Genomic DNA, 22,873 nt, shown 5'->3' with positions numbered 1-22,873 from the left:
TCTTTTTATCATTATTAATTATTTATATTCATTATACTATATATGTTGTGATATGAAAAAGTTCAATAAAATTTAAGAAGTTGGTATTTGAAATATAAAAAAACACCCACTCAAAATATAAATGAGTGGGTGTTTAAACGATTACTATTTATTATCATAATTATGTTTAGTTAAATCTATATCTTCAAGTTTGATAATTTTAGATTTCGTTACAAATTTATGAATGAAGTAAACAATAATTCCTAAAATAATTGGTAAGAACGATTCAATTAATACAGGATAATTTAAAGTCATTATACTGTCAAAGGATTGTCCGATTAATAAGAAAGCAATGACAGCAATAACAATAATCGGTCCTAACGGATATAATGGTGCTTTATACTCTAAAGTATCAGTTGCTGATTGTCCTTGTTTTTTAATAGCCATTCTTAGTCTAATATGACTAATGATACTCATTAACCAAACGAGTGTTACGAGCGCACCTAACATATTTAATAATCTGTAATAGCCATCAGTGTTAATAGTTGCATAAATGATTGATATGAAGATTAAAGCGATAGTTACACATAATGATATAAAAGGCATGTTATTTTTGTTTAAATTATTAATGAATTTTGGTGCTTGTTTATGTTGTGCTAATGAATAAAGTAATCTACTAGTAGCATATAATCCTGAATTACCCGCAGAAATAAGCGCTGTTAAGATTACAGCATTGATAATTGAAGCTGCAAACGCAATACCAACTCTATCAAAAACAATAGTAAAAGGACTTTGTGTTACTGTATTTGATTTATTTAATAATAATGGGTCAGTATACGGAATAATTGCTGCAATTACTGCAATTGCTAAAATATAAAACAATAAGATTCTCCAAAATACTTGTCTAATTGCTTTAGGCATTGATTCTTTTGGATTTTCAGATTCTCCGGCAGTTACTGCAACAACTTCTGTACCACCAAAGCTAAATCCTGCAACAAGAAGTACACCTAAAAATCCTGAAATACCATTTACAAATGGTGCTTCTTTATAAGTGAAGTTTGATAATCCAAGTGGTTCATTACCACCTAAAATACCGAAGATTACAAGTACACCTACAATTAAAAAGATAATAATAGTTGCAACTTTAATAAAACTTAACCAATATTCAGCTTCCCCGAAAGCTTTAACAGTAAAGGCATTGAGTAAAAATAAAATAACTAGAAAAATAATGCTCCATATAAATGGGTTTACATTTTGGAAGACTTCCCAATAAGTAATGATTTTTGCAGCAGTTAAAATGTCTACACTTGTAACGAGTGCCCATATAATCCAATATAGCCAACCAACTGTAAAACCAGCAGAGCGATCAATAAATCGACTAGAATAAGCACTAAATGATCCCGACACTGGATAAAAAGTTGCTAATTCTCCAATTGCGGTCATTAAAAAGTAAAGCATAACACCAATAATAGAATATGCTATTAGTGCACCACCAGGTCCAGCTTGAGTAATGACAGCACCACTTGCCATAAACAATCCCGTACCAATTGATCCACCGATGGCAATCATTGATATATGTCTTGTCTTTAATCCACGTTTCATTTCTTCCATATAGTTCACCATACTTTCTACATTTACGATTATTCTGAAATTAAAATATACATTATATTTTATTAGTAATTCATGAAATAAGCAACATAAATTTTAACGCATAAATGCTTTAAAGTGATAAAATGTATTTATAAATAAAAAAGTCATTTCAAAGAAATGACTTTTTGTGTCGTATATCTTCTTATTAAAATAAGAAATTACTTAGTTTCACGATGTAAAGTGTGACGACCTAATCTTGGACAATATTTTTTCATTTCAATACGTTCAGGGTTAGTACGTTTGTTTTTAGTAGAAATATAATTTCTATCGCCACATTCAGTACATGCTAACGTGATATTAACACGCATGTTCATCAGCCTTTCTATTTAGTAATCATTACGCTTTATAACTTTATCATATTTTAAATTTGTTATCAATATGTAAAATTTCGTTTCAGTAAGATTGCGATATTATGTTTAAAAGCGTATATTGTTATAATTAATGAAAATACTTATTTAGGAGTTATTAGATGAAAAAAATATATCAAATGATTTTTATGATGCTTGCAATTTTGGTAGTCGTATCAGGTTGTGGGAATCAAAACTCTAAAAATGATAAATTAAAAATTTATGCTACAAATTATCCATATGAAAGTTTTGCTAAACAAATTGGAGGAGAACATGTTGAAGTAGATTCAATATATCCAAGTGGTACAGATTTACATAATTATGAACCAACTCAAAAAGAAATGATCAATGTTGCTAAAAGTGACCTTTTTATATTTTCTTCTAAAGAACTTGATCCTGTGGCAAAAAAGATAAGTTCTACCATTAAAAATAAAGATTATAAATTAGAAGCTATTCCAAATTTAAAAGGTAATGATATTTTAGAACATCATCACGAGCATGGGGAAGAACATAACCATAAAGAAGAACCAGAAAATAAGCAGGACCCACATATTTGGCTAGATCCAATTGCAAATAAAGAAGCAGCTAAATCGATTAAGAATAAGCTTGTCCAAAAAGATCCAGACCATAAAAATGATTATGAGAATAATTATAAGAAGTTAATTAAGGATATTGAAGAAATAGATCATAAATTAAAGACCGTTACGGAAAGTCCGAAAAGAGATACAATATTTATCTCTCATGATTCTTTAGGTTACCTAGCAAATAGATACCATTTTAAACAAACGGGTGTAACAGGTATGAATAATGAAGAACCAAGTCAAAAAGAAATTTTGGAAATTATAAAAAATATTAATCAAGCAAAAACACCATATATATTGTATGAGCAAAATGTAAGTTCTAAAATTACAGATATAATAAAGAAAGATACTAATAGTAAACCGCTGAAATTCCACAATTTAGAAGTGTTAACTAAAAAAGAAAATAAGCAGAAAAATATTTCGTACCAAACTTTAATGGAGAAAAATATAAAAACGCTTGATAAAGCATTAAATAAATAATAAATATAGTCAGTTTTCGTTTACTTTTACCAACTAACCATGTATAGTAACTATTGGATTATTATTAATAGATTTGAAAGAGGTCATTGATATGAAAATTTTTGATTATGAAGATGTACAATTAATACCAAATAAATGTATAGTAGAAAGTCGCTCAGAATGCGATACTACTGTTAAATTCGGTCCAAAAACATTTAAATTACCGGTAGTACCCGCTAACATGCAAACAGTTATGAATGAAGAACTAGCTGAGTGGTTTGCTAGTAATGATTATTTTTATATCATGCATCGTTTTGATGAGGAAGCACGTATTCCATTTATCAAAAAAATGCAAAGTCAAAACTTATTTGCATCTATATCTGTAGGTGTAAAAGACACTGAATATACTTTTGTTGAACAACTATCTAATGAGGGACTTGTTCCTGAATATATAACAATAGATATAGCACACGGTCATTCTGAACAAGTTATTAGAATGATTAAACACATCAAACAACATATACCAGAAACATTTGTAATTGCTGGTAATGTAGGTACTCCTGAAGGTGTTCGTGAGTTAGAAAATGCTGGCGCTGATGCTACTAAAGTAGGAATCGGACCAGGAAGAGTATGTATCACTAAAATTAAAACTGGATTCGGCACTGGTGGATGGCAATTAGCTGCTATTAATTCATGTAGTAAAGCTGCTAGAAAACCTATGATTGCTGATGGTGGAATTAGAACAAATGGTGACATAGCAAAATCAATTAGATTTGGTGCAAGCATGGTAATGGTTGGTTCATTGTTTGCTGCACATGAAGAATCACCAGGTGAAACAGTTGAATTAGAAGGCAAATTATATAAAGAATATTTTGGTAGTGCATCAGAATTTCAAAAAGGTGAACGTAAAAACGTTGAGGGTAAAAAAATGTTTGTAGAACATAAAGGCTCTTTAAAAGATACTTTAGTAGAGATAGAACAAGATTTACAAAGTTCAATCTCATATGCAGGTGGAAAAGACTTGCATTCTATCACTAAAGTGGATTACGTAATTGTTCGAAATTCAATATTTAATGGTGACCGCGACTAAATATAGGTGAGGTGACGACTTGAAAAAAGTATTTTATTTATTTTTATTATTGTTATTTATAACACTTATCAAGCCTGTCCCTGAATCAGATTTATCTAGACAAATTCAACAGAATGTATTAAATGTTCAACAAGGACTGCAACATGAACAGTCAACAAGCAAAGTTGAACTTAAGACACCAAATGACCAAGAGTTTGCGATTAATAATATTCAAATCAATCAAACAAAAAGTGAAGTTGAAAAGAAACTTGGCAAACCTAAGCGGATAACCGCTAATGAGTATAACGAGAAATGGCATGTATATCATAATGATTATCATGAATTTGTAATGGTAAGTTATGATAATGACAAAGTAACAGGTTTATATACGAACCAAGACTTAATAACATCCCAAAAAGGTATCACAAGTAAAATGAACAAGGAAAAGGTTCGTTCGATTCTTGGTGAACCAGAAAAAGAAATAAATAAAGATAAAGTGAAGCTCATTCAAAATGATGAAGATTACGATGTTTTCAAATTTGATAATATCTATACAACCGTTTTTTATGATAAACATGAGAATAATCAAATTAAAGGTATAATGCAAATTGCATCATCAACTGAAGATAAACGTACGAACCAATATCATGCAGCATCTGATGATTATAAAAGCGCATTAGAATTACAAAACTTTGATCTTGTTAATGCTGAACGTGTTCAATTTGGCTTACCTACATTATCTTATAATGAAAATGTGAGTCAGACTGCAAGAAAGCATAGTCAAGATATGGTTGATAATGATTATTTTGATCATACAAATAAACAAGGTTTATCTCCATTTGACAGATTAGACAATGATGGCTTTGATTATATAACAGCTGGTGAAAACTTAGCATATGGTCAAATAAGTAGTGTTTATGCACATCATGGTCTTATGAATTCACTGGGACACAGAAAGAACATTTTAAATAAAGATTATAAAGAGTTAGGTGTAGGTGTTGATATAGGCGAAGATTTACAGCCTTATTGGACGGAAAACTACATCACACAGCAATAGAACAGAGATAAAAGCAGATTTTATCTTAGCAACTTTGATATAATTATATCGAGATAAGTCATTATTTCATATTTCCTTAAATGTTTAACACATGTTGTTTCTAATAATTTGATTGGTGGAATAACAATTAAAGGGGAAGTTTTACATGGAAAGTAAAGAAATAAAACGTAAAGATTTAGATGTATTAGAACGTATTAAAGAATTATTAAATAAAAAAGATGTTTCATAAATAATATGACATTAGCAAAAAGAACTCGATAACGGGAATATGAAAAAAAGGAGATGCATTTGCATCTCCTTTTTTGTATTATTACATTTCTCTAAATAATCCTACTACTTTACCTAATACTGTTACATTATCTAAGTAAATTGGTTCCATTGTATTATTCTCAGGTTGAAGTCTATATCTCTTTTCTTCTTTATAGAAGCGTTTAACAGTTGCTTCATCATCTTCTGTCATAGCGACAATGATATCGCCATTCTCAGCAATGGATTGGCTACGAACAATAACTTTATCTCCATCTAATATGCCAGCTTCTATCATACTATCGCCAATTACATCTAAAATAAAGATGTTGCTATTATGTGTAGAAGTAAAATGTGCAGGTAATGGGAAGTATTCTTCGACATTTTCAACAGCTGTAATTGGAATACCTGCTGTAACCTTACCTATAACTGGTACGTGAATTGTATTCTCTTGATTGATGTTCTCTCCAACAGTTTCAGTTATTTCAATTGCACGAGGTTTAGTTGGGTCACGTTTGATATATCCCTTTTCTTCTAATCTAGATAAATGACCATGTACTGTAGAACTTGATGCAAGGCCAACTGCTAAACCAATTTCACGAACACTAGGTGGATACCCTTTCGTTTGTACTATATGTTTGATGAATTGATATATTTCAGATTGACGTTTAGTTAATTCTTTCATAGTCGCACGCTCCCAATTAATTATTTAACCATATTATAGCACATACGTTTCCTTCGAACAAACATTTGTTCGTATTTTTATTGACTACGAACAGTTGTTCTGTTATTATAAAAATACAAACAAACGTTCTAGGAGGAATTGAGTATGACAATTACAATAAAGAAGACGGTATTAGTATATTTGGCAGTATTCTTAATGACTCTATTAATAGGATATTTATATTTAGCACAGTCGAGTGATATCTATACAACAGAACAGACGTACGAGATGACAGATCATCAAATTAAACAACATGAAGATAAACAACCTAATCATTTAACTAATTCAAATACATTAATAGGGTCTATAGAATAATTGAAAAATACGAGTAAATCCATTTGGATTTACTCGTATTTTTTGGTATCTTTTATGTATGTAGAAAGTGGGGATAATATGTTAGATAAAGCAAAAATAGATAGAATCAATGAACTCGCTAATAAAAAGAAGACAGAAGGTTTGTCGGAATCAGAAGCGAAAGAACAGACTAAATTGCGAGCTGAATATTTACAAGCTTTTCGAGGTAACTTTAAAAGTACGATAGAAAGTACAAAAATTATCGATCCAGAAGGTAATGATGTTACGCCAGATAAAGTGAAAGAAATTCAAAAAAATAATAATATTAGGAAATAAATATAAATTAAGAGATAATAATTAATTTTCGAATTTTTTTCATGTATAATGAAAAGGGATTACAAGAATAAAGGAGACTACATTTATGTTTAATGAAAAAGATCAACTTGCAGTAGATTCAATTCGTGCTTTAAGTATAGATGCTATTGAAGCAGCTAACTCAGGACACCCTGGTTTACCTATGGGTGCTGCACCAATGGCATATACATTATGGACTAAGCATTTAAATTTTAATCCTCAGTCTAAGAATTACTTTAATAGAGATCGTTTTGTATTATCTGCAGGACACGGATCAGCATTATTATATAGTTTATTACATGTTTCAGGTAGCTTAGAACTTGAAGAAGTGAAAAACTTTAGACAATGGGATTCAAAAACACCTGGACATCCAGAATTTAACCATACTGATGGCGTTGAAGTAACAACTGGACCATTAGGACAAGGTTTTGCTATGAGTGTTGGTATGGCAATGGCTGAAAAACATTTAGCTGGTAAATTCAATAAAGAAAAATATGATGTAGTAGATCATTACACATATGTATTAGCAAGTGATGGCGATTTAATGGAAGGTGTTTCTCATGAAGCTGCTTCATTAGCTGGTCATTTAAAACTTGATAAATTAATTACATTATATGACTCTAATGATATTTCATTAGATGGTGATTTAAATAAAGCATTTTCTGAAAATGTTAAAGAAAGATTTACTTCATACGGCTGGAGTTATATTTTAGTCGAAGATGGTAATGACTTAGAAGCAATTGATAAAGCTATAACTAAAGCTAAAAAATTAGATGGTCCTACAATGATTGAAGTAAAAACAATTATTGGTTATGGTTCTCCAAATAAAGCTGGTACTAATGGTGTTCACGGTAACCCATTAGGTGCAGAAGAACGCGAACTTGCATTTAAATCATATGGTTTAGACCCTTCAAAACGATTTAATGTGCCACAAGATGTTTACGATGTATTTAGTGAAACAATGTTAACTCGTGCTAACGAAGCTGAAACAGCATGGGATAAATTAGTTGAAGCGTATACAAACGCACATCCTGAATTAGGTGAAGCATTTAAACAAGCTATCTCTAATGAATTACCTGCAGACTACGCTAAAGATTTACCTGTTTATGAACCTGGTAATAGTAGTGCTACACGTGCTGATTCTGGAGAAGTAATTCAAGCATTAAGTAAATCAGTTCCTGCATTTTTCGGTGGATCAGCTGATTTAGCTTCATCAAATAAATCAAACGTTAAAGATGAGGCTGATTTTGATAGCGAAACTCCAGAAGGTCGTAACATCTGGTTTGGTGTTCGTGAATTTGGAATGGCTGCAGCAGTCAATGGTATGGCAGTACATGGTGGTGTTAAACCATATGGTGCGACATTCTTCGTATTCAGTGATTACTTGAAACCAGCAGTTCGTCTTTCAGCAATCATGGGAGTACCTTCAACATTCGTATTCACACATGATTCAATCGCAGTAGGTGAAGACGGACCAACACATGAACCAGTTGAACAATTAGCAGGTTTAAGAGCAATTCCTAACTTGAATTTAATTCGTCCAGCAGATGGTAACGAAACAAGAGTAGCATGGAAAGTTGCACTAGAATCAGATTCAACTCCTACAGCATTAGTTTTAACTAGACAAAACTTAACAGCTTTAGATGTTGAAGAATCAGTAGTAGAAGAAGGCGTTCGTAAAGGCGGATATGTAGTATATCGCTCTGAAATTGAGCCTGAGTACTTATTAATAGCATCTGGTTCAGAAGTTTCTCTTGCTGTAGATGCAGCAAAAGATATTGAAGCACAAGGTAAAGGTGTACAAGTAGTATCATTACCGAACTGGAATGCATTCGATCAACAAGATGCAGAATATAAATCTTCTGTATTACCTCCTTCAATCACTAAACGTGTCGCTATTGAAATGGCATCTTCTCTAGGTTGGCATAAATATGTAGGTCTTGAAGGTAAAGTAATTGGTATCGATACATTCGGTGCTAGTGCTCCTGGTGACTTAGTAGTAGAAAAATACGGATTTACTAAAGAAAATGTATTAAACCAAGTATTAAGCTTCTAATTATTCAACAAAAGCCTCATCCAAGAAATTTGGCTGAGGCTTTTTATTTTGAAACATTAAGTTTCGTCTTGATAAAATGTAATGAATTTAGTAAACTTTTATAGGATACAGAAAGTGGGTGAAATAATGGCAACATGGTTAGCTATATTATTAATCATCGTGGCATTAATCGGTGGGCTTGCAATTGGATTCTTCCTTGCACGTAAATATATGATGGATTACTTGAAAAAGAACCCACCAATTAACGAAGAAATGCTACGTATGATGATGATGCAAATGGGTCAAAAACCATCTCAAAAGAAAATCAACCAAATGATGACAATGATGAATAAGAATATGGATCAAAAAATTAAATAGTCTTATATTAATCATAAGTAAAAATAAAACGTATAATCGTGATATTTTTAAAAGCCAGTTACACTTTGATTGTGTAATTGGCTTTTTATCTTGAGTTTTCACTGATTGTTCAAATAAAAGTGTTTTAACTTATTTGTTATTTGATAAAATAGAATTAAGAGTAAGGGGGAGAGCTATTGTGGAATTAACAGTATTTGTAGCATTTGGTGCAGGCATATTAAGTTTTGTTTCTCCTTGTGTATTGCCAATCTATCCTGCATTTGTTTCATATATAACTGGAATGAGTTATGATGATTTGAAGAATAAAGGACTTAGCCGAAATGCAATATTACATACAATCATCTTTTTATTAGGATTTAGTTGTATTTATATGATATTAGGAATGGGCATAGGTTACATATCAGGTATGTTAATAAATTATCAAACTTTAATAAGACAAATTGGTGCAATTGTAATAATTGTATTTGGACTTATTATATTAGGCGTATTCCAACCGCAATTTTTAATGAAAGATCGTAAAATTAATTTTAAAGCGAAGCCTTCAGGTTTTGTTGGTACGTTTTTAATTGGTATGGCATTTGCGGCAGGTTGGACACCATGTAACGGACCAATTATCGCAGCGATTGGAACATTGGCAGCTACTAATTCATCACAAGCATTATTATATATGCTACTATATGTACTAGGATTTAGTATTCCATTCTTTATACTAACTTTCTTTATAACAAAATTACAAATTATTAAAAAGTACAATGTTGCTATCATGAAGTTTGGTGGTATAATTATGATAATTATGGGGATTCTGTTATTCTTTGATTTATTAACAGAGATAACGATATTCTTCCAATCTTTAGGTTTGGAATAACCATAAATGATATTTCGTACTAATAAGGGGTTTTAGATATGTATTTGCTTTTTTCATTTATAATAGCAGCTTTAATGGGTTTAGCAGTTATAGTTGTTAGAATGAAAGCTCAAAATTATCCGACTAACACTAAAAAAATTGTACTACCGCCATTTTTTATGGCTACAGGTGCTCTAATGTATGTTGTTCCATATTTTAGATTGAATGGTCAAGAAATTATAGAAGCCATTTTAGTTGGTTTATTCTTTTCATTGTTTCTTATTTTTACATCCAATTTTGAGATTAAAGGATCAGAAATATATATGAAACGCTCTAAACTGTTCCCTGTTATTTTAATTACTTTACTGATAATCAGAAGTGTAGGGAAATTCTTTTTGAGTGATTCTATTGACCCAGGTCAATTAGCGGGCATGTTTTTCTTGTTGGCATTTAGCATGATTGTGCCATGGAGAATAGCAATGTTTGTAAAATATAAAAAACTAAGAGATCAAAAGACTTTAGTTAATTAAAAAAACGCACAACTCAATTACTGAGTGTGCGTTTTTGTTTTTGCTTTAGAGATTTCTTCTTTATGATCAAAGATTGAAAATTTGTTTTTTTCATCATCTGCTAATTCGAACAAATTTAAATATGGTGTATAATCAATATTAAGTTCTGTTAGTTTTTTCTTCATAAATTTGTGATCTCTTTTCGGAGTTGCTATGATATAACCTCGCATAATATGATCGAGTTCAATTGTTGTAGCATGTTCTTCTAAAGCTATTTTAGATATGCGTCCACCTATTTTTTCTTTAGCAACATCTCTAAATAAATCTGGTACTGGTGAAACTAATTCATTTAATAAACTACGAGCTTCGTCATTCCATAAAGGAAGGGCTTTATGAATATAATAATCTTGCCAATCTAATTCGCTCATACCGTTATCTTTAGGCATGCGCTTTAAGAATTTACGAAACATAAAGAATCCACCGATTGCAAGTAACGATATAAATACAATGCACCATAATACTATAAAAAATATAAATGGGCTACTCAATGAAATCACTCCTTAAACTAAGTATAAATGAAGCTTTTCAACCTGTCTAACAAATATTTGCAAAGGAGCAATATAATGAAAATATTACATACTGCTGATTGGCATATAGGCAAAATAATCAATGGCCAATCATTAATAGAAGACCAAAAGTTTATCCTCAATAAATTATTTGATGCAATTAAAGAACACGATCCAGATGTAGTTGTGATTAGTGGTGATTTATACGACCTACACTATCCTAATAAAGAAGCAATGGTTGTTCTTGAAGATGCTTTATCGATGATTAATTTAGAACTTAAAATACCAATTATTGCGATAAGTGGGAATCATGATGGCAAAGAACGTCTTAACTATGGTGAGAGATGGTTTGAAAAAACAGGATTAAAAATCATTACGGGATATGACGACTTAATGACACCTATTTCTATTGAGGGTATCAATATATATGTTATGCCTTATTTTACACCAGCAGATGTAAAGCATGTATTTGATGTTAAGACTATCCATACGCATCAAGAAGCGACTGAATATATTATGAGTGAAATGGAACAAGTTATGAACAAAGATGAGACCAATATATTAGTTGGACATTTATTCGTAGCAGGTGGTGAATCATCAGACTCTGAAAGACCGCTCTCAATAGGTACGATTGAAACAGTTACTGCAAATACATTTAATGCTTTTGACGCAGTTCTACTCGGTCATTTGCACCATCCATTTGCTATCAAATCAGATTTCATATTTTATTCAGGCACGCCAATGCAATATTCATTTTCAGAGGCAAATCAAGCAAAAGGTTATCGTTTGTTTGAGATTGATAACAAAGCATTTAAACAGAAATTTATTCCGATTGAACCAAGACGCTCATTTCATGTCATTAAGGCAAGATACGAAGATGTGATTCATGAGAAAATTGAAGTTAAAAATAATGAGGATTATTTTCATTTTAAATTAACGGATATGGACCATGTTACTGATCCTCTTATGAAGATTAGAAATATTTATCCAAATACATTACAAATTTCAAGAATAGATTATGAAGTTGCGCAAGATGAGATAGATGTGGATGTACATACATTAAGCGATATTGAAATTATTGAATCATTTTATAAACATGTGACTGAAGAAACGTTAGAAGGAATTAAGAAAGATAAAGTCATTCAGCTGTTAGAAAGTCATCTGAATAAAGGAGCGAATGAATAATATGAGACCTTTATCATTAAATATGCAATATTTCGGGCCATTTATAGATGAGAAAGTAGACTTTAGACATTTATCTAAATCTCAGCTTTTCTTGATATGTGGAAAGACAGGATCAGGTAAAACGATGATTTTCGATGCAATGGTTTATGCACTGTTTGGCAAAACATCAACAGAATCTAGAGAAGAAGTAGATTTACGAAGTCACTTTGCAGATCCGAAGTTACCAACTAAGGTACAATTTGAATTTGAAATTAAAGGTGACGAGTATCTTATTACTAGAACGGTAAAATATATAAAAGAAGGCAATAAAAATCCTTCGAATGCAACTGTAGAAGTGTACAAAAAAATAGATGATAAATGGAATTTAGAAACGAAGTCTATAAATACAAGTAATGATTACTTGAAACAGTTATTACATATGAATGTGAAGCAATTTAGACAAATACTCATACTTCCACAAGGAGAATTCAAACAGTTTTTAGTATCAAATAGTACAGATAAACGGAGTATACTTAGAACGTTATTTGATAGTGATAGATTTGAAGAATTACAAGATCAATTAGAATTAGAAATGAAAAAAGAATTAGCATTAATAGAAAGCCATTATCAAAAAATATCACAATATATGAATGACATGCATGACTTTGAAAATGAACAACTTATAGATATAAAGACAATTGAAGGACATCGCTATGAGGTGATATTAAACTCATTAGATTTATATGAAAAAGTCGGACATGAAAATTTAGAAGTATCAATGGTAGAGAAAGGTAAACAGGAACAACAAGTTAATGAAATAGAAAAAATATTAAAACAAGATAAAGCATTAAATGAAACCTTTGATACTTTACTTGAAAAACAAGAGATATTAGATGAATTAAAAAAAGATGAGTCAAAAATAAATGATCTTAGAAAACAATTAAAGTATTTAAAGACTGTTCAAAATATGACGTACCAGTATAATCAATTGAGAGATAAAGAACATTCTTTAAATAATGAAGTAAAACAAGAAGAAGAAATTCAACAAAGCATAGAATCGAACACAACTAACTTAAATGAGATAACTGAAAGAATTGAACAACTAAACAGAAATAGTGAGAGAATAAACGAGTTTCGTCAATTTGTTCAAAATACAAATCATATTAAATTAAGTTTAAATAAATATATAGAAGCGGAAACTAAATTTCCAAACATAATAGAAGAACAAAAGAATTTGAATAAGTTAATAGATAAAGATAAGCACGAAATCGAAACATTAAAAAGTAAACTAGAAAGTACTCATTACGATGAGTCGGAAGAACAAGATAAAATTAAAGAACAAGAAACATTGAAGCTTAACTTACAAGAACTACAAACTAAACAAAAGCAATATAGTGAAAAGTTGGAGTTGTTGGATAAACAAAAAGAATATACTAGTCAATTAACTCATCTAGAAAAAGAAAAAACACAATTTGAAGTAAAGTTGAATGAAAAGTCACAGTTTGATATTTTAAATGTTGAAGATGAAATTTTAAAAATACAAAAACATGTCCATCAAGGTGATGATTGTCCTATATGTGGATCAATCATAGAGTCTATTAATGGAAATATTGATTTTAATAGTTTGAAAAAAGAAAGAGAACAACAATTAGAAGTTGAACGTAATCTACATGCAATCAACAATAAGATAACATCATATAACGAAAGATTAAATATAACCAACGAACAATTGAATAAATTAGAAAATATTACAGATACTCAAACAGAAATAAATCATACAACTGAACATATTGATAAATTAGTAAATGAGTTACAAATTTATAGAGAGACAAAGCAACAAATACAAAGATTTAAAAATGACAAATATGATGTTGAAAAGAAAATAACAAATAATGAATTACAATTAAACAACATAAAGCATCTAATATCTAAATATGAGAATGATTTATCTTACTTTAAACAAGAAACTGGATTTGATACTGTAAATAAATTTGAGAAGCAATCAGACTTTTATGCAATAGAAATTAAGGCTTATGATAATGAGTTGAATCAATTAACTGTTCAACTTGAAAAATTTAATGAAGAAAAGCAAAATCTTCAAATGAAAATAGCAACTGTTAGTGAACGTAAATCTATGATTGAAGAACAAATTAAATTAGCAACGGATTATTTAAATACTGAGATGACCAAACATAATATTGCATCGTATGAACAATTAGATGAATTACTTCAACAAGTTAAGCATATTGACGAGTATGAAGAAAAAATTAATCAATATGACAAAAGATATATAGAAGTAAAAGCGATAGTGAAGGAATTAAGTAAAAAAGTTCAAGATAAAGAAAGAGCAGATACTTCAGAAACAGAAAGTAAATTAACTGAAGCTAAAGAAGCATTAACAGTTATTGTTAAACAGATGAATCAGCTTCAACTGAAAATTGATCAAAACAAGCAAAAAATAATTGCTATTCGACAAGTTGTTGAGAAAATTGAAAATGATTTACAAGATCAAGAAGAATTAATTGAACTTTCAAGAATAATGAACGGTAAAAATAGTCAGAAACTGTCTTTAGAAAACTATGTATTAATTTATTATTTAAATCATATCTTAGATAATGCTAATAGACATTTTCTTAAAATGACTAACAATAGATATCAACTTGTACGTAAAAAAGAAAAGTCACAAGGACTAAGTGGTTTGGAGATAGAAGTGTTTGATAGGTTTTCAAATAGAACTAGGCATATTACGTCCTTATCAGGTGGTGAGACTTTTCAAGCTTCGTTATCATTAGCAATAGGGTTGTCTAATGTTGTACAACAAGAAGCGGGTGCAATACATTTGGAATCTATGTTTATTGATGAGGGATTCGGCACATTAGATTCTGAAACTTTAGAAACTGCTTTAGATACTTTAGTGAATATACAAATGTCTGGAAGATTAGTAGGAATCATTTCACATGTTTCAGAATTAAAGACGAGAATACCAACAATTTTAAATGTTAATAAGAATGGATTTTTAAGTACTACATCCTTTAATGAAAACTAATTGACACATCAAAGACATAAATAGTTCAAAATACGTATTTAAGTTAAGAATTTTATTTGATATATTTTAACTAACAGAGTTATGGGAGTGTTACGATGAAAAAGGGAATATTTTTGTGCTTAATTGCAAGTATTATGCTAATTACGAGTGCATGTAGTAATAATGCAATTGAGCCAGACAGTCAATTTGGCAATAAAATGCAGTCTTTTAATGTTACTGACCAAAATGGGGATAAATTTTCACAGAAAGACATGAAGGGTAAAGTTTATATAGCTGATTTTATTTTTACAAATTGTGAAACAGTTTGTCCACCTATGTCATATAATATGAGCACAGTTATAGATGAATTAGAAAAAGATGGGGTAAAGGATTATGGTGTAATTAGTTTTAGTGTAGATCCTGAGAATGATACACCTAAGAAGCTGAAAGAATATATTAAACAATATAATGTACCTGCCAATAAATGGACATTACTTACAAATTACGATTTCAAGTTTATTAAGCAATATGCAGAAGATAACTTTAAATCGATAGTAGCACCACCTCCAAAAGGGAGTACACAAGTAACACATGGTACGAGTTTCTATTTAATTGATCAAAATGGTAAGATAATTAAATCATATAGTGGTCAAGATGCAGGGGATAAAAAGTTTCCTAAATCAGAAATAGTAGCAGATGTGAAGACTTTAGTTGAAGAAGGTCCAATTGAAGATTAACTATAATTAAGAAAACCACACATTTATCGAGACATTTCGATAAATGTGTGGTTTTTAATTGGTAATATGTAGAACTTATTTTTCACGTAATGCATCGCGAATTTCTGTAAGTAATACAGTTTGCTCGTCAATTTCTTCTTCCTCTTCACCTTTTTTCATTACAGTATTTGCAATTTTGATAAAGATGAATAAAGCGAAAGCAACTATTATGAAGTCTATGATTGATTGTATGAATAAACCATACTTAATTCCCATAAGAGACCATTTTTCAGCAAAGTCTACTTCTCCGAAAATTAAACCAATAAGTGGCATAATGACGTTTTCTACTAATGACGTAACAATTTTGTTAAAGGCAGCACCAATAACAACGGCGATTGCTAAATCTAGAACGTTACCTTGCAAAGCAAAGTCTTTAAATTCCTTTAATAATGACATATTAAACACCTCCTCATCGACATTATCATACATTAAACTGTAAAAAATTGAAATAGTCAATTTGATTTTAAGTGTAATATTTGTTAAAGTGATGAATGTTGCTGTTTTCTAAATATTAATTTATTTAAATTAAATGGATTACAAACAGTTAAAACGGGAATACATAATTACGAGTTTGTAAATTCGAAAGGAGAATTTTAATGTCAAATGTTCCAACACACCCAAATGGTAAAAAAGTTTCTAATGTATTTACTATTAGTGCAATTGTTGTAGCAATTATTGTTGCACTCGGTGCTATATTTCCAACTCAATTTGGAAGTATTACAGCGGACATAAGTGCATGGATATCTAAATATTTCGGTTGGTATTACATGATTATTACTATCGGAATGGTATTTTTCTGTGTATTTATTATCTTTAGCCCTATCGGTAAACTAAAACTAGGGAAACCTCATGACAAACCAGAATTTAACACAATTTCATGGTTTGCAATGTTATTTAGTGCTGGTATGGGTATAGGACTAGTGTTCTATGGTGCAGCAGAACCTATGTCTCACTTTGTTTCACCACCAAATGCAGATCCAGAAACAAAAGCTGCAATGACTGAATCAATGAGATCTACGTTCTTACATTGGGGTTTTCATGCATGGGCAATTTATGGAGTAGTAGCTTTAGCATTAGCATACTCTCAATTTAGAAAAGGTGAACCAGGTTTATTATCAAAAACATTAAGACCTATTTTAGGTAATAAAGTTGATGGACCTATAGGAGTAATCATTGATGTGTTATCAGTATTTGCAACAGTAGTTGGGGTTGCAGTTTCACTAGGTATGGGTGCTTTACAGATCAATGGTGGCTTAGAATATTTATTTGGAGTTCCAAATAATATTGTCATTCAAGGTATTATTATTGTCATCGTTACAATTTTATTCTTAATGAGTGCATGGAGTGGTTTGAGTAAAGGTATTCAATATTTAAGTAACTTAAATATTGTATTAGCGTCATTATTATTAATCGTTACATTAATAATTGGACCTACAATACTTATATTAAATATGTTTACTTCTTCAACAGGTGCATTATTAGATACATTCTTATTCAACAGTTTCGATGTAGCACCACTTAATCCTCAAAAAGGTGAATGGTTAAATACATGGACTTTATATTATTGGGGTTGGTGGATGAGTTGGAGTCCATTCGTAGGTATATTCATAGCGCGCGTTTCTAAAGGACGTTCTATTCGTGAATTTATCTCAGGTGTTATGCTTGTTCCAACGATTATTAGCTTTATCTGGTTTAGTGTATTTGGCGTTACAGGTATTGAAGTAGGTAAGTCAACACCAAAAGTATTCGAAATGACGACAGAGACGCAACTCTTTGGTGTATTCAATGAATTACCAATGGGTGCAATCTTATCAGTTATAGCATTAGCTTTAATCTGTACGTTCTTTATAACTTCTGCCGATTCAGCTACATTCGTATTAGGTATGCAAACAACATACGGATCACTAGAACCATCTGGAACAGTGAAAATCGTATGGGGTATTGCTCAATCTTTAATCGCATTTATCTTATTACTTTCTGGTGGAGATACAGGATTAGGTGCTTTACAATCCGCCGCGATTATATCGGCATTCCCATTCAGTTTCATAATAATAATGATGATCGTTGCGTTTTATAAAGATGCTAACCAAGAAAGAAAATATCTTGGATTATCTATCACGCCTAACAAACATCGTATGAAAGAATATGTAGAAAAATCTAAACGTGAGTATGAACAAGAATTAAAAGAACAAAGACGTTTAGAAAGAGAAATGGAAGATTAAGTTATACACTTCTCATATAACGTAAAAGAAAAGCTTCAAAGTCAGTATTATGACTTTGAAGCTTTTTTATATGGAAATGAATTTTATATATATAATGAAATCGATTACTTATATTCGACTATAGTTGATAATCATTATCATTTAATAACTAATTATTATGTATAATTAAATATACATAAGTAAAACTTATAGTTCCATATCATAAACTTGAATGATAAATATACTTATTTTTAAGTGTAATGTATTGTTTTACTAAAGTATTGATTATACAATTGTATATGAAGCATTAACTTGCACAATTTTAAAGGGGGAACAAAAATGAGCTCAAGTTTAAAAGAACAATCTAAAAAGTCTTTTGAATTGAACGGTAAAACTTACACGTTTTATAGCTTGAATACGTTAGACGAATTAGGATTATCTAATGTTGATAAATTACCATATTCTATCCGCGTATTATTAGAATCAGTATTAAGACAATTTGACGGACGTGTAATAAAAGAAGAACACATCATGAATTTAGCTAAATGGGGTAAATCTAACGATGAAAATGCAGAAGTACCATTTAAACCATCACGTGTTATTTTACAAGATTTCACAGGTGTACCTGCAGTAGTAGATTTAGCTTCATTACGTAAAGCGATGGATGATGTTGGCGGAGACGTTTCTAAAATTAACCCTGAAGTTCCTGTTGATTTAGTAATTGACCACTCTGTACAAGTTGATAGTTACGCTTTACCTAATTCATTAGAAATGAATATGAAATTAGAGTTTGAACGTAATATTGAACGTTATCAGTTTTTAAACTGGGCAACGAAGTCATTTGACAACTACCGTGCTGTTCCACCAGCTACAGGTATTGTTCACCAAGTTAACTTAGAGTATTTAGCAAATGTTGTACATGTAAGAGAAGAAAATAATGAACTTGTAACATATCCTGATACTTTAGTAGGTACTGACTCTCATACTACTATGATTAATGGTATCGGCGTACTTGGCTGGGGTGTTGGTGGTATTGAAGCCGAAGCTGGTATGTTAGGACAACCTTCATACTTCCCAGTTCCAGAAGTAATTGGTGTTAAATTAACTAACGAATTGCCTCAAGGTACAACAGCTACTGACTTAGCTTTACGTGTTACTGAAGAATTACGTAAAAAAGGCGTAGTAGGTAAATTTGTAGAATTCTTTGGTCCTGGTGTTGAAAAATTACCTTTAGCAGACAGAGCAACAATTGCTAACATGGCGCCTGAATATGGTGCAACATGTGGTTTCTTCCCAGTAGACGAAGAATCATTAAGTTATTTACGTTTAACTGGTCGTACTGAAGAACAAGTACAAGTTGTAGAAAAATATTTAAAAGAAAATAATATGTTCTTCAAAGCTGAAAAAGTAGAACCAACATATACTGATGTTGTGAATTTAGACTTATCTACTGTAGAAGCTTCATTATCAGGACCTAAACGTCCACAAGATTTAATTAAATTAAGCAATATGAAAGAATCATTCGTAGATTCAGTTACTGCTCCAGCAGGTAACCAAGGTCACGGATTTGATAAATCAGAATTCGACAAAACTGTAGACATCGAATTAGCAGATGGTAAGAAGACTTCTATGACTACTGGTGATATTGCTATTGCAGCGATTACATCATGTACGAACACTTCAAACCCATATGTTATGTTAGGTGCAGGTTTAGTAGCTAAAAAAGCAATTGATAAAGGATTAAAAGTGCCTGATTACGTTAAAACATCATTAGCACCTGGTTCAAAAGTTGTAACTGGTTATTTAAGAGATGCTGGTTTACAACAATATTTAGATGAACTTGGTTTTAACCTTGTAGGTTATGGCTGTACGACTTGTATTGGTAACTCAGGTCCATTATTGCCAGAAATTGAAAAAGCAATTGCTGATGAAGATTTACTTGTTACTTCTGTATTATCAGGTAACCGTAACTTTGAAGGTCGTATTCATCCTTTAGTTAAAGCAAACTACTTAGCTTCACCACAATTAGTAGTAGCATATGCATTAGCTGGAACAGTAAATATTGACTTACAAAAAGATCCATTAGGTAAAGATAAAAATGGCGAAGATGTCTACTTAAAAGATATTTGGCCATCAATTGAAGAAGTTAAAGATACAGTTCTTTCTGTAGTTACACCTGAATTATTTAGAGAAGAATACAAATCAGTATTTGAATCAAATGAAGTTTGGAATCAAATTGAAACAACAGATCAACCATTATATGACTTTGATCCAACTTCAACTTATATCCAAAACCCAACATTCTTTGAAGGTTTATCTAAAGTACCAGAAGATATTCAACCTTTAAGTGATTTACGAGTAATGGGTAAATTTGGAGATTCAGTAACAACAGACCATATTTCTCCTGCCGGTGCGATTGGTAAAGATACACCAGCTGGTAAGTACTTACAAGATCATGACGTTGCGATAAGAGACTTTAACTCATATGGTTCTCGTCGTGGTAACCATGAAGTAATGATGAGAGGTACGTTTGCTAATATTCGTATCAAAAACCAATTAGCTCCAGGTACTGAAGGTGGATATACAACTTATTGGCCAACAGAAGAAGTTATGCCTATCTTTGATGCTTCAATGAAATATCAAGAAAATGGCGTTGGCTTATGTGTATTTGCTGGTAATGACTATGGTATGGGATCTTCTCGTGACTGGGCAGCTAAAGGTACTAATCTTTTAGGTGTTAAAACAGTAATCGCACAAAGTTACGAACGTATTCACCGTTCAAATCTAGTTATGATGGGTGTATTACCTTTACAATTTAAAAAAGGTGAATCAGCAGATAGCTTAGGTTTAACAGGTAGAGAATCAGTATCAGTAGATATTCATGAAGGTGTTAAACCTCGTGATATTCTGAAAGTTACTGCAACTAGTGAAGATGGTAAAGTAACTGAATTCGAAGCTTTAGCAAGATTCGATTCAGAAGTTGAAATTGATTACTATAGACACGGTGGCATTTTACAAATGGTATTAAGAAACAAATTAGCTTAATAATTTCAAACAACTGCCTATTTATTTAGGTAGTTGTTTTTCTATTTGTGTTATGATTAGGTTAAGGAATTTAGAAAGAGGGATAGAAGTATGATTTATAGTGAAACACCAATAGATGTAAGATATGCAGAAACAGATAAAATGGGTGTTGTATACCATGCCAATTATGCAATATGGTTTGAAGTTGCAAGAACAGACTATATTTATAAAGCTGGTTTTAGTTATGCAGATATGGAAAAGGCAGGTATTATTTCACCTGTAGTAGACTTGAATATTAAGTATAAACAATCAATAACTTATCCTGAAAAAGTTATTATTAAAACTTGGATTTCACATTATTCACCAATCAGATCCATATATTCTTATGAGATTTTAAATGAGAATAGAGAAGTTGTTTCTACTGGGTCAACAACACATGTTTGCTTGAAAAAAGGATCAAATAGACCGATTAGATTAGATAAAAGTTTTCCTGAGTGGCATGAAGCGTATATGAAAATTCATGAAGAAACTGAAAAAGGTATTGATCGTAAGTTATAAAAATAAGCAGATGTGTTTCGCTTGATTAACGAAATACATCTGCTTTTTATAGTTTATCTTGAAGTTTTAACTTCATATTTAATTTCTCCATTATCGTTTATATCAATTACTAAATCGTTACCTTCAAAGTACCATAAATCTTTTTCATCAATAAAAAACGGAATGTCATTTTTAACATCTTTAAAGCCTATTTCTGAAGAACTTAAAGGTTCTACAGTAAAAGCTGGTGAGAAGCCTTGTTTTAATTGAAATTCACCGCCATAGCGAACGAAAAATCTTAATGCTTGATTGTCACCGAATTCTAATTCATCTTTAAACCATTCGATTGCTTTATCAGTAATTTCTAAATTCATAGTGCATTCTCCTTTACATCCATTTGATTTTTGGTTCATTTCCTTTGAATATTCTTACGATATTAGATTGATGTCTAACGAGTAGAATAATCATGATGACAACTGATACGATGAAGAAAGTTAAGTCACCTATGAATATTGCGCCAATTACACAACATACACTTGCTAAGATACTAGATAATGATACATATTTTGTTAAATATAAAATTATAAAGAATATAAATGCTAGTGTTATGAGTAATAATGGGTGCACAGCAAGAATGACGCCAGCACTTGTGGCAACAGCCTTACCTCCTTTGAATTTCAAGAAGATAGGAAATACATGACCGATAACTGCACAAATACCTATGAATATACTAGGAATATCTACATTAAACCATAATGGAAAGAAAACTACAATGAAACCTTTGAATATGTCTAAAAACATAACAAGAAATCCAGCTTTTTTCCCTAATACTCTAAATGTATTTGTGGCACCTAAATTGCCACTTCCAAATTGTCGAATATCTTTTTTATAAAATAATTTACCTAACACGAGGCCACTTGGGAAACATCCAACTAAGTAGCTAAGTATAATAACAACAAATGTCATTATTGAAACACTCCTTTGATAGCAGGTACTAATAGTTTACCATAACTGATTATCGGTTACTATTTAAAAATATGCTAATGTGGTCATA

The 22,873-nt window shown here is 30.9% G+C and carries 22 protein-coding genes; 15 read left to right on the top strand and 7 right to left on the bottom strand.

Features of this window, described 5'->3' with window-relative positions; translation table 11 throughout:
- Window positions 1–144: 144 nt before the first annotated feature.
- On the bottom strand, window positions 145–1,590 hold the full coding sequence (locus tag LQ609_RS00525; RefSeq protein ID WP_078356315.1) for an amino acid permease: 1,446 nt from the start codon (window positions 1,588–1,590) through the stop codon (window positions 145–147).
- A gap of 197 nt (window positions 1,591–1,787) precedes the next feature.
- Complete coding sequence (gene rpmG / locus LQ609_RS00520; protein ID WP_078356316.1) at window positions 1,788–1,937, bottom strand: 50S ribosomal protein L33; 150 nt, start codon at window positions 1,935–1,937, stop codon at window positions 1,788–1,790.
- A gap of 161 nt (window positions 1,938–2,098) precedes the next feature.
- On the opposite strand from rpmG, the gene LQ609_RS00515 reads away from it, so the two are divergent.
- The 3 genes from LQ609_RS00515 to LQ609_RS00505 all read left to right on the top strand — a co-directional run bounded on the left by LQ609_RS00515 (window position 2,099) and on the right by LQ609_RS00505 (window position 5,142).
- On the top strand, window positions 2,099–3,037 hold the full coding sequence (locus tag LQ609_RS00515) for a metal ABC transporter solute-binding protein, Zn/Mn family (RefSeq protein WP_078356317.1): 939 nt from the start codon (window positions 2,099–2,101) through the stop codon (window positions 3,035–3,037).
- A 91-nt stretch (window positions 3,038–3,128) separates the two neighbouring features.
- Complete coding sequence (guaC, locus tag LQ609_RS00510) at window positions 3,129–4,106, top strand: GMP reductase (protein ID WP_078356318.1); 978 nt, start codon at window positions 3,129–3,131, stop codon at window positions 4,104–4,106.
- Window positions 4,107–4,125: 19 nt separating this feature from the next.
- The gene (locus LQ609_RS00505; protein ID WP_239734219.1) at window positions 4,126–5,142 is read left to right on the top strand and encodes a CAP domain-containing protein; all 1,017 of its coding nucleotides are present in this window, start codon (window positions 4,126–4,128) and stop codon (window positions 5,140–5,142) included.
- Window positions 5,143–5,452: 310 nt separating this feature from the next.
- Here the strand turns inward: LQ609_RS00505 and lexA are convergent, their stop codons facing one another.
- Entirely contained in the window at window positions 5,453–6,073 is a 621-nt protein-coding gene (gene lexA / locus LQ609_RS00500; protein ID WP_078356320.1) for a transcriptional repressor LexA, read from the bottom strand.
- 144 nt (window positions 6,074–6,217) lie between these two features.
- Here lexA and sosA point away from each other — a divergent pair, with 144 nt between their 5' ends.
- From sosA to LQ609_RS00470, 6 genes are all read left to right on the top strand, one after another.
- Entirely contained in the window at window positions 6,218–6,427 is a 210-nt protein-coding gene (gene sosA, locus LQ609_RS00495; protein WP_078356321.1) for a DNA damage-induced cell division inhibitor SosA, read from the top strand.
- A 78-nt stretch (window positions 6,428–6,505) separates the two neighbouring features.
- Complete coding sequence (locus LQ609_RS00490) at window positions 6,506–6,742, top strand: DUF896 domain-containing protein (RefSeq protein WP_078356322.1); 237 nt, start codon at window positions 6,506–6,508, stop codon at window positions 6,740–6,742.
- A gap of 85 nt (window positions 6,743–6,827) precedes the next feature.
- Window positions 6,828–8,816, top strand: a complete 1,989-nt coding sequence (gene tkt, locus LQ609_RS00485) for a transketolase (protein ID WP_239734218.1) — start codon at window positions 6,828–6,830, stop codon at window positions 8,814–8,816.
- 126 nt (window positions 8,817–8,942) lie between these two features.
- Window positions 8,943–9,173 (top strand): YneF family protein, encoded by a 231-nt coding sequence (locus LQ609_RS00480; protein WP_174221866.1) that lies wholly within the window; start codon window positions 8,943–8,945, stop codon window positions 9,171–9,173.
- Window positions 9,174–9,348: 175 nt separating this feature from the next.
- On the top strand, window positions 9,349–10,038 hold the full coding sequence (locus tag LQ609_RS00475; RefSeq protein ID WP_133165629.1) for a cytochrome c biogenesis CcdA family protein: 690 nt from the start codon (window positions 9,349–9,351) through the stop codon (window positions 10,036–10,038).
- A 38-nt stretch (window positions 10,039–10,076) separates the two neighbouring features.
- A complete protein-coding gene (locus LQ609_RS00470; protein WP_107509813.1) occupies window positions 10,077–10,547 on the top strand; it encodes a CcdC family protein in 471 nt (156 codons plus the stop codon).
- A gap of 17 nt (window positions 10,548–10,564) precedes the next feature.
- Here LQ609_RS00470 and LQ609_RS00465 read toward each other — a convergent pair whose 3' ends face one another.
- Complete coding sequence (locus LQ609_RS00465) at window positions 10,565–11,074, bottom strand: DUF2621 family protein (RefSeq protein WP_208143842.1); 510 nt, start codon at window positions 11,072–11,074, stop codon at window positions 10,565–10,567.
- 75 nt (window positions 11,075–11,149) lie between these two features.
- Between LQ609_RS00465 and sbcD the strand changes: the two genes are divergently transcribed.
- From sbcD to LQ609_RS00450, 3 genes are all read left to right on the top strand, one after another.
- Complete coding sequence (gene sbcD, locus LQ609_RS00460) at window positions 11,150–12,277, top strand: exonuclease subunit SbcD (protein ID WP_208143841.1); 1,128 nt, start codon at window positions 11,150–11,152, stop codon at window positions 12,275–12,277.
- A 1-nt stretch (window position 12,278) separates the two neighbouring features.
- The gene (gene sbcC / locus LQ609_RS00455) at window positions 12,279–15,302 is read left to right on the top strand and encodes an exonuclease subunit SbcC (protein WP_325883065.1); all 3,024 of its coding nucleotides are present in this window, start codon (window positions 12,279–12,281) and stop codon (window positions 15,300–15,302) included.
- A gap of 95 nt (window positions 15,303–15,397) precedes the next feature.
- Entirely contained in the window at window positions 15,398–16,018 is a 621-nt protein-coding gene (locus tag LQ609_RS00450; protein WP_078356329.1) for an SCO family protein, read from the top strand.
- A 75-nt stretch (window positions 16,019–16,093) separates the two neighbouring features.
- Here LQ609_RS00450 and mscL read toward each other — a convergent pair whose 3' ends face one another.
- A complete protein-coding gene (gene mscL, locus LQ609_RS00445) occupies window positions 16,094–16,453 on the bottom strand; it encodes a large conductance mechanosensitive channel protein MscL (protein WP_078356330.1) in 360 nt (119 codons plus the stop codon).
- Window positions 16,454–16,653: 200 nt separating this feature from the next.
- On the opposite strand from mscL, the gene LQ609_RS00440 reads away from it, so the two are divergent.
- The 3 genes from LQ609_RS00440 to menI all read left to right on the top strand — a co-directional run bounded on the left by LQ609_RS00440 (window position 16,654) and on the right by menI (window position 21,840).
- On the top strand, window positions 16,654–18,279 hold the full coding sequence (locus LQ609_RS00440) for a glycine betaine uptake BCCT transporter (protein ID WP_078356331.1): 1,626 nt from the start codon (window positions 16,654–16,656) through the stop codon (window positions 18,277–18,279).
- 318 nt (window positions 18,280–18,597) lie between these two features.
- Entirely contained in the window at window positions 18,598–21,303 is a 2,706-nt protein-coding gene (gene acnA, locus LQ609_RS00435) for an aconitate hydratase AcnA (RefSeq protein WP_078356332.1), read from the top strand.
- Window positions 21,304–21,393: 90 nt separating this feature from the next.
- Complete coding sequence (gene menI, locus LQ609_RS00430) at window positions 21,394–21,840, top strand: 1,4-dihydroxy-2-naphthoyl-CoA hydrolase MenI (protein ID WP_078356333.1); 447 nt, start codon at window positions 21,394–21,396, stop codon at window positions 21,838–21,840.
- A gap of 53 nt (window positions 21,841–21,893) precedes the next feature.
- Here menI and LQ609_RS00425 read toward each other — a convergent pair whose 3' ends face one another.
- Together LQ609_RS00425 and plsY are read right to left on the bottom strand one after the other, a co-directional pair.
- On the bottom strand, window positions 21,894–22,193 hold the full coding sequence (locus tag LQ609_RS00425; RefSeq protein WP_078356334.1) for a HesB/YadR/YfhF family protein: 300 nt from the start codon (window positions 22,191–22,193) through the stop codon (window positions 21,894–21,896).
- A 13-nt stretch (window positions 22,194–22,206) separates the two neighbouring features.
- Window positions 22,207–22,788 (bottom strand): glycerol-3-phosphate 1-O-acyltransferase PlsY, encoded by a 582-nt coding sequence (plsY, locus tag LQ609_RS00420; protein ID WP_239700417.1) that lies wholly within the window; start codon window positions 22,786–22,788, stop codon window positions 22,207–22,209.
- Between the last annotated feature and the right edge of the window lie 85 nt (window positions 22,789–22,873).

It is taken from the genome of Mammaliicoccus sp. G-M28 (assembly GCF_022386595.1).
Taxonomy (GTDB): Bacteria; Bacillota; Bacilli; order Staphylococcales; family Staphylococcaceae; genus Mammaliicoccus; species Mammaliicoccus fleurettii.
The sequence above is the reverse complement of the archived record's forward strand: the minus strand, read 5'-3'. Positions and strand labels throughout refer to the sequence as shown.

Bases quoted from the DNA above. Each gene is read 5' to 3' on its own strand.
- LQ609_RS00525 (WP_078356315.1), bottom strand. From the start codon at position 1,590: ATGGAAGAAATGAAACGTGGATTAAAGACAAGACATATATCAATGATT.
- rpmG (WP_078356316.1), bottom strand. From the start codon at position 1,937: ATGCGTGTTAATATCACGTTAGCATGTACTGAATGTGGCGATAGAAAT.
- LQ609_RS00515 (WP_078356317.1), top strand. From the start codon at position 2,099: ATGAAAAAAATATATCAAATGATTTTTATGATGCTTGCAATTTTGGTA.
- guaC (WP_078356318.1), top strand. From the start codon at position 3,129: ATGAAAATTTTTGATTATGAAGATGTACAATTAATACCAAATAAATGT.
- lexA (WP_078356320.1), bottom strand. From the start codon at position 6,073: ATGAAAGAATTAACTAAACGTCAATCTGAAATATATCAATTCATCAAA.
- sosA (WP_078356321.1), top strand. From the start codon at position 6,218: ATGACAATTACAATAAAGAAGACGGTATTAGTATATTTGGCAGTATTC.
- LQ609_RS00490 (WP_078356322.1), top strand. From the start codon at position 6,506: ATGTTAGATAAAGCAAAAATAGATAGAATCAATGAACTCGCTAATAAA.
- tkt (WP_239734218.1), top strand. From the start codon at position 6,828: ATGTTTAATGAAAAAGATCAACTTGCAGTAGATTCAATTCGTGCTTTA.
- LQ609_RS00480 (WP_174221866.1), top strand. From the start codon at position 8,943: ATGGCAACATGGTTAGCTATATTATTAATCATCGTGGCATTAATCGGT.
- LQ609_RS00470 (WP_107509813.1), top strand. From the start codon at position 10,077: ATGTATTTGCTTTTTTCATTTATAATAGCAGCTTTAATGGGTTTAGCA.
- sbcD (WP_208143841.1), top strand. From the start codon at position 11,150: ATGAAAATATTACATACTGCTGATTGGCATATAGGCAAAATAATCAAT.
- sbcC (WP_325883065.1), top strand. From the start codon at position 12,279: ATGAGACCTTTATCATTAAATATGCAATATTTCGGGCCATTTATAGAT.
- LQ609_RS00450 (WP_078356329.1), top strand. From the start codon at position 15,398: ATGAAAAAGGGAATATTTTTGTGCTTAATTGCAAGTATTATGCTAATT.
- mscL (WP_078356330.1), bottom strand. From the start codon at position 16,453: ATGTCATTATTAAAGGAATTTAAAGACTTTGCTTTGCAAGGTAACGTT.
- LQ609_RS00440 (WP_078356331.1), top strand. From the start codon at position 16,654: ATGTCAAATGTTCCAACACACCCAAATGGTAAAAAAGTTTCTAATGTA.
- acnA (WP_078356332.1), top strand. From the start codon at position 18,598: ATGAGCTCAAGTTTAAAAGAACAATCTAAAAAGTCTTTTGAATTGAAC.
- menI (WP_078356333.1), top strand. From the start codon at position 21,394: ATGATTTATAGTGAAACACCAATAGATGTAAGATATGCAGAAACAGAT.
- LQ609_RS00425 (WP_078356334.1), bottom strand. From the start codon at position 22,193: ATGAATTTAGAAATTACTGATAAAGCAATCGAATGGTTTAAAGATGAA.